This window comes from Serratia sp. HNCC26DJ206 (assembly GCF_057180605.1).
The window spans coordinates 1-6,350 of record NZ_JBXUGP010000071.1 but is presented as its reverse complement, the minus strand read 5'-3'; the positions used below and the strand labels follow the sequence as shown (position 1 = coordinate 6,350).

The window sequence follows — 6,350 nt, the reverse complement described above, 5'->3', positions numbered from 1 at the left end:
AAACGCGCCCGAGGGCGCGTTTGATACGAAACAATCATGAAAAGGTGCTTACTCTTCCGGCGCCACTTCTGGAGCAAGGTCTTTCACACTGGCATAGGCGCGGCGCGCTTCGCTCTTGTGCTGCACTTTATTCAGCTGACGCTCAAGTTTGGCGATCAGGTCATTAACGGCAGTATACATGTCTTCATGTTTTGCGCTGGCAACCAGCGGGCCGTTAGGTGTGGTAATGGTGGCATCGACGACAAACCCTTTAGGTTCTTTAGATAAAACGATATGCGGGTTGATCAGTTGAGCCTGCCATTTATCCAGTTTGGTGAGACGGTCTTCGACGTGACTACGGATTGCGGGGGTGATATCCATTTGTTTGCTGGTAATGTTGATTGTCATATAACCTACCTCTCTGTTTTTCCGTCTTGGATGTATTCAGCATAACGCGCTTTTTGCTGAAGTGGGTGAAAGAGATCACGTATTTTTGTCACTTTTTGCAAAGTTAGCTCAATCTGTGATTTAGACTCTGAAACAGTTATCTAACACTTGAGTCTGAGTGGCATAACGCGCATTATCGATAGGTTAACAGGTGACATAACCTTGTTAATATTCTGTTTATTATCGTGAATTTATTCTTGGTCGATTGAGTTTACGACCAATGAAAACGGCAGCCGAAGCTGCCGTTTTTTATGTTTGTGACGGTTAGAATCGTTATGCCGGGTTGGCGGCAATGATTTTCGCCACTTTGTCGGCTTGAGCATTCAGCTCCAGTTGACGGTAGGCATTTTCCATCAGCGGTAACGCATCACGAGTCGCTTTGGTATCCGGGAAATCACGCATCATCTGCTCAACACGATTAACAACCGCGACGTAAGCACCGCGTTTAGTGTAGTATTCCGCCACTGAAAGCTCATACTTGGCCAGACGGTTTTTCAGGAACACCAGACGTTTGTAAGTGTCTGTGGCGTATTGGCTGTTCGGATACTGCTGAAGCAGCTGGCTGAAATCGCGGAATGCAGTGCGGGCGTGTTGCGGATCGCGGTCAGAACGGTCAACCCCGAAGAAGCCTTGCAACGCACTGTCATCCAGCGCCATATCTGTCAAACCGCGCATGTACATGACGTAATCAATGTTCGGATGCGTTGGGTTCAAGCGCATAAAGCGATCGATAGAGGCTTGCGCCATCGGTAAATCGGCAGATTTATAGTAGGCGTAAATCAGATCCAACTGGACCTGCTGGGAGTATGGCCCGAAAGGATAGCGGTTATCTAACGCTTCGAGTTGTTTAATCGCGCCCTTAAAGTCACCGTCCTGCAGTTTTTGCTGGGCAGTAGCATAGATTTCCGAAGGTGGGTTGTCGGGAACCGCATCCTTGGATGTGGAGCAACCTGCCAGCGCCAGGCTCAACGTGGCTGCCGCCACCAGATATTTCATACGCGTCATGACGTTTTGATTATCCTCAGGGTGTTATTCCGGGAGACTGTCCGTTAAGCTCCCGACAAAAGACCAGTTACAATAGCACATTATATTAAACGGCATCGCCGTGAAAACCCAACGTTAACGAAGAATCCTGCATATGGCACAACAAGTACAACTCACCGCAACGGTGGCCGAAACTCAACTCGGACAACGTTTAGATCAGGCTTTGGCCGAATTGTTCCCTGATTATTCAAGATCACGCATAAAAGATTGGATCTTGGAAGATCGGGTACAGGTCAATGGCAAAACGGTAAACAAGCCGAAAGAGAAGGTACTGGGGGGAGAAACGGTCGCCATTGATGCACAGATCGAGGAAGATGCCCGTTGGGAACCGCAGGACATCGCATTGGATATCGTCTATGAAGATGCCGATATTCTGGTGATTAACAAACCTCGCGATTTTGTGGTGCACCCAGGTGCTGGTAACCCGGATGGCACGGTGCTCAACGCACTGCTGCATTATTATCCGGAAATTGCCGATGTACCGCGTGCTGGTATCGTGCACCGCCTGGACAAAGATACTACCGGCCTGATGGTCGTGGCGAAAACCGTCCCGGCGCAAACTCGCTTGGTGGAAGCGCTACAGGCACGTGAAATCACCCGTGAATATGAAGCGGTGGCGATTGGTACCATGACGGCGGGTGGCACGGTGGAAGAGCCGATTGCACGCCACTCCACCAAACGTACCCATATGGCCGTGCATCCGATGGGGAAACCGGCGGTAACCCATTACCGCATCATGGAGCATTTCCGCGCGCATACTCGTCTGCGTTTGCGTCTGGAAACCGGGCGTACCCACCAAATCCGTGTACATATGTCGCATATCAACCACCCGCTGGTGGGCGATCCGCTGTATGGCGGCCGTCCGCGTCCACCAAAAGGGGCATCGGAGGCGTTTATCAACACGCTACGTGGGTTTGATCGTCAGGCTCTGCACGCTACGATGCTGCGCTTGTATCATCCTATCAGCGGTATCCAGATGGAATGGCATGCGCCACTGCCGCAGGATATGGTTGATCTGATCGACGCACTGAAAGCCGATACCGAAGAATTCAAAGACCAAATGGATTGGTAATGGATGCGCTCATTCTGCCCGATTGGCCGATACCTGCGGGCGTAAAAGCCTGTAGCACTACTCGCCATGGAGGTATCAGCCTGCCGCCTTATGATTCATTGAATCTGGGCACGCACGTGGGTGATGATGCACAGGCGGTAGCCTGTAACCGCCAACGGCTGGTGGCAGGGGCGGGTCTGCCGCAGATGCCTGTCTGGCTGGAGCAGGTACATGGAACACGAGTGTTGGCGTTAGACGGGCAAGCGCCTGATGACTTACAGGCCGATGCGGTTTACAGCAACGTAGCCGGGCAAGTGTGTGCGGTAATGACGGCGGATTGCCTGCCTGTACTGTTTGCTTCACAGGCAGGTGATGAAGTGGCAGCAGCCCATGCGGGTTGGCGTGGGCTCTGTGATGGTGTATTGGAACGTACGATAGAACGCTTTGCTGCTGCGCCGGGTAAGGTCACCGCCTGGCTTGGCCCGGCGATCGGCCCGCAGCGGTTTGAAGTTGGGGCGGAGGTCCGTGCGGCGTTTATTGCTGCCGATATTGCTGCTGCTTCTGCGTTTACACCTCGTGGCGATAAATTTCTCGCTGATATCTACCTTTTGGCTCGCCAGCGCCTTCAGCGTGCGGGTATTTTCGCCATTTATGGCGGAAATCGTTGCACAGTGACCGAAATGAGTCATTTTTTCTCCTATCGGCGTGATGGAGTGACCGGACGTCTGGCAAGTTTGATCTGGGTGATATAACCTACTGCCCTAGGACGATCCACAGATGCATGACGTTGTACTAATAATATAGTGTCGGAATAACCTTGAAAATTTGAGGGATGACCTCATTTAATCTCCTGTAGCAATTCTGCACTATATTGGAGGTGTTATGCGTCTGGATCGTCTTACCAACAAATTCCAGCTTGCCCTCGCCGATGCTCAATCCTTGGCCTTAGGGCGCGACAATCAATTTATCGAACCGTTACATTTGATGAGCGCATTGCTCAATCAGGATGGGGGGACGGTTCGCCCATTATTAACGTCTGCCGGGATCGACGCTGGGCGTATACGCAGCGAGATCGATCAGGCTTTAACCCGTTTGCCGCAGGTTGAAGGTACCGGCGGTGATGTTCAACCATCACACGAACTGGTGCGCGTACTCAACCTGTGCGACAAACTGGCGCAAAAGCGCGCCGACAAATTCATTTCTTCCGAGCTGTTTGTTCTGGCGGTGCTTGAAGATCGCGGTGCGTTGACCGATCTGCTGAAAGCGGCTGGCGCAACGGCCGATAAACTCTCCAAAGCCATTGAACAAATGCGAGGCGGTGACAGCGTGGATGATCAAGGTGCGGAAGACCAACGTCAGGCATTGAAGAAATACACCATCGATCTCACTGAACGTGCCGAGCAGGGCAAACTTGATCCGGTTATTGGCCGTGATGAAGAGATCCGCCGTACCATTCAGGTATTGCAGCGTCGAACCAAAAATAACCCCGTTCTGATCGGTGAACCGGGTGTCGGTAAGACCGCCATCGTCGAAGGCCTGGCGCAACGCATCATTAATGGCGAAGTGCCTGAAGGGCTTAAGCATAAGCGCGTACTCTCTCTGGATATGGGCGCTCTGATTGCCGGGGCTAAATATCGCGGCGAGTTTGAGGAACGCCTGAAAGGCGTGTTGAGCGATCTCTCTAAACAGGAAGGCAGTGTCATTCTGTTTATCGACGAACTGCATACTATGGTGGGTGCCGGTAAGGCCGACGGCGCTATGGACGCTGGCAACATGCTCAAGCCAGCGCTTGCCCGCGGTGAACTGCACTGTGTGGGTGCAACCACGCTGAATGAGTATCGTCAGTATATAGAGAAGGATGCTGCGCTTGAGCGTCGTTTCCAGAAAGTCTATGTGGCAGAACCGACGGTCGAAGATACCATCGCCATTCTGCGTGGTCTGAAAGAACGTTATGAGCTGCATCACCATGTGCAGATTACCGATCCGGCGATCGTGGCTGCTGCGACTTTGTCGCATCGCTATATTTCCGATCGCCAGTTGCCGGATAAAGCCATCGACCTGATCGATGAAGCGGCATCCAGCATTCGTATGCAGATGGACTCTAAGCCGGAATCACTCGATCGTCTGGAGCGTCGCATCATTCAGTTGAAACTGGAGCAGCAGGCACTGAATAAAGAGTCTGATGATGCCAGTAAAAAACGCCTGGAAATGCTGAGCAGTGAGCTAGATCAGAAAGAGCGTGAGTATTCTGAACTGGAAGAAGAGTGGAAAGCGGAAAAAGCCTCTCTTTCCGGTACGCAGAATATCAAGGCCGAGCTCGAACAGGCCAAGATTACCTTGGAGCAGTCCCGCCGCTCAGGTGACCTTGCGCGCATGTCTGAGTTGCAGTACGGCAAAATTCCAGAACTGGAAAAACAGCTTGCGGCCGCGACACTGGCGGAAGGCAAGACCATGAAGCTGCTGCGTAACCGTGTTACTGATGCAGAGATTGCCGAAGTGCTGGCTAAAGCCACCGGTATTCCGGTCGCCAGAATGCTGGAAGGTGAGCGTGATAAGTTGCTACGCCTTGAGCAAGAGCTGCATTCGCGGGTGATTGGCCAGGATGAAGCGGTGGTTGCGGTATCTAACGCCATTCGTCGTAGCCGTGCAGGCCTTTCTGATCCGAACCGGCCGATCGGTTCATTCCTGTTCCTCGGCCCGACGGGGGTAGGTAAAACCGAACTGTGTAAAGCGCTGGCTTCGTTCCTGTTCGACAGTGATGATGCGATGGTGCGTATCGACATGTCCGAGTTTATGGAGAAACACTCTGTCTCCAGGCTGGTCGGGGCACCTCCGGGTTATGTCGGTTATGAAGAAGGTGGTTATCTGACAGAGGCGGTACGTCGTCGGCCTTATTCGGTGATCCTGCTGGATGAAGTGGAGAAAGCCCATCCAGATGTGTTCAACATTCTCTTGCAGGTGTTGGATGATGGACGCCTGACCGATGGGCAGGGCCGTACCGTTGATTTCCGCAATACCGTGGTGATCATGACCTCTAACCTGGGCTCCGACATGATTCAAGAGCACTTTGGTAAGGTTAACTATACGCAGATGAAAGAATCGGTGATGGAGATGGTGAGCCATCATTTCCGGCCAGAATTCATCAACCGTATTGATGAGGTCGTGGTCTTCCATCCGCTCGGCCGCAAACATATCGCGCAGATTGCCAAGATTCAGTTGGCACGCCTGTACAAACGTCTGGAAGAGCGTGGTTATGAAGTGAGTATCACAGAGCCTGCGTTGGAACTGTTGGGTAAAACCGGTTATGACCCTGTTTATGGTGCTCGGCCATTGAAACGTGCCATCCAGCAGGAAATTGAAAACCCGCTGGCGCAGCAAATCCTTTCTGGAAAGCTGATACCGGGCAAGCCAGTGACGCTGGATGTGGAAAACGACCATATTGTTGCCAAACAATAAACACGGCAGCTATTTATAGTGATGGAAGGGGCGGTTTTTACTGCCCCTTTTCTTTTTGTTTAGCCTGGTTGATACATTTTCTCTGCTCAGATATCTGAAAGAGGCCTTTTTCTGGATAGTAAATATCCTAAAATGGTGGTTTTGTCCGTTTTTTGAACGCTTGAAACGTTTTTTGAATTTAGGGGTTGCGGCGTTCTGAGAACTCCCTATAATGCGCCTCCACTGACCGGGAACAACGAACTCTTTATAGCAAAGAATGTCGCCCAGTCAGGAAGAAGCAACCCGGTGAAAACACCGCATCTCGTAAGAAAAAAAGGTTGACTCTTCAGCGGGAAAGCGTATTATATGCCTCCCGCGTTACCGAGAAACATGC

General features: G+C 51.7%; 5 protein-coding genes. 3 read left to right on the top strand and 2 right to left on the bottom strand.

Annotation, left to right across the window (positions count from 1 at the left end):
• Positions 1-48 precede the first annotated feature (48 nt).
• Together raiA and bamD are read right to left on the bottom strand one after the other, a co-directional pair.
• On the bottom strand, positions 49-387 hold the full coding sequence (raiA, locus tag AC2A1E_RS23720) for a ribosome-associated translation inhibitor RaiA (protein ID WP_484385795.1): 339 nt from the start codon (positions 385-387) through the stop codon (positions 49-51).
• Positions 388-699: 312 nt separating this feature from the next.
• Positions 700-1,431: an outer membrane protein assembly factor BamD gene (gene bamD, locus AC2A1E_RS23715; protein ID WP_484385794.1), complete on the bottom strand. Its 732-nt coding sequence runs from the start codon at positions 1,429-1,431 to the stop codon at positions 700-702.
• Positions 1,432-1,564: 133 nt separating this feature from the next.
• On the opposite strand from bamD, the gene rluD reads away from it, so the two are divergent.
• The 3 genes from rluD to clpB all read left to right on the top strand — a co-directional run bounded on the left by rluD (position 1,565) and on the right by clpB (position 5,977).
• Positions 1,565-2,542: a 23S rRNA pseudouridine(1911/1915/1917) synthase RluD gene (gene rluD / locus AC2A1E_RS23710; protein ID WP_459401422.1), complete on the top strand. Its 978-nt coding sequence runs from the start codon at positions 1,565-1,567 to the stop codon at positions 2,540-2,542.
• Positions 2,542-3,273, top strand: coding sequence for a purine nucleoside phosphorylase YfiH (gene yfiH / locus AC2A1E_RS23705; RefSeq protein WP_484385793.1), 732 nt, complete (start codon positions 2,542-2,544; stop codon positions 3,271-3,273). The genes rluD and yfiH overlap by 1 nt, the downstream gene beginning before the upstream one ends.
• A gap of 130 nt (positions 3,274-3,403) precedes the next feature.
• The gene (clpB, locus tag AC2A1E_RS23700) at positions 3,404-5,977 is read left to right on the top strand and encodes an ATP-dependent chaperone ClpB (RefSeq protein WP_484385792.1); all 2,574 of its coding nucleotides are present in this window, start codon (positions 3,404-3,406) and stop codon (positions 5,975-5,977) included.
• Positions 5,978-6,350: the final 373 nt, after the last annotated feature.

Excerpts from the sequence above, each read along its gene's own strand:
- raiA (WP_484385795.1), bottom strand. The coding sequence starts at position 387 with ATGACAATCAACATTACCAGCAAACAAATGGATATCACCCCCGCAATC.
- bamD (WP_484385794.1), bottom strand. The coding sequence starts at position 1,431 with ATGACGCGTATGAAATATCTGGTGGCGGCAGCCACGTTGAGCCTGGCG.
- rluD (WP_459401422.1), top strand. The coding sequence starts at position 1,565 with ATGGCACAACAAGTACAACTCACCGCAACGGTGGCCGAAACTCAACTC.
- yfiH (WP_484385793.1), top strand. The coding sequence starts at position 2,542 with ATGGATGCGCTCATTCTGCCCGATTGGCCGATACCTGCGGGCGTAAAA.
- clpB (WP_484385792.1), top strand. The coding sequence starts at position 3,404 with ATGCGTCTGGATCGTCTTACCAACAAATTCCAGCTTGCCCTCGCCGAT.